Annotated in this window: 1 protein-coding gene; it reads right to left on the reverse strand. The window is 64.3% G+C overall.

What is annotated here, in order from left to right; translation table 11 throughout:
• Positions 1-263, reverse strand: a 263-nt coding sequence (locus QEP11_RS16625) for a hypothetical protein (protein WP_284337766.1), incomplete at both ends; no start/stop codon positions are given.

Below are 263 nucleotides of genomic sequence, written 5' to 3' on the forward strand. Positions count from 1 at the left end.
AGCCACGCCGTTGCCGTAGATCGTCACGACTTCACCCGCCTGGCCCTTGCCTGTGAGTGTCGGGGTCGCATCGTCCGTGGTGTCACCCGCCTCGATCGAGCCCTTGACGTCGCCCACGTTGTCGTCAGCGGCCATCACTGCAGGCTTGGCCGGAGCGGTGGTATCCACCACTACGGCGTATTCACCTGTCAATGGGCTGTCCTGACCTGCACTGTCCGTGGCCTTGGCCGTGAACTTGTGCTCGCCTTCTGCCAGCTCCGGCT

The organism is Comamonas halotolerans (assembly GCF_030162935.1).
GTDB classification, from domain to species: domain Bacteria; phylum Pseudomonadota; class Gammaproteobacteria; order Burkholderiales; family Burkholderiaceae_C; genus Comamonas; species Comamonas halotolerans.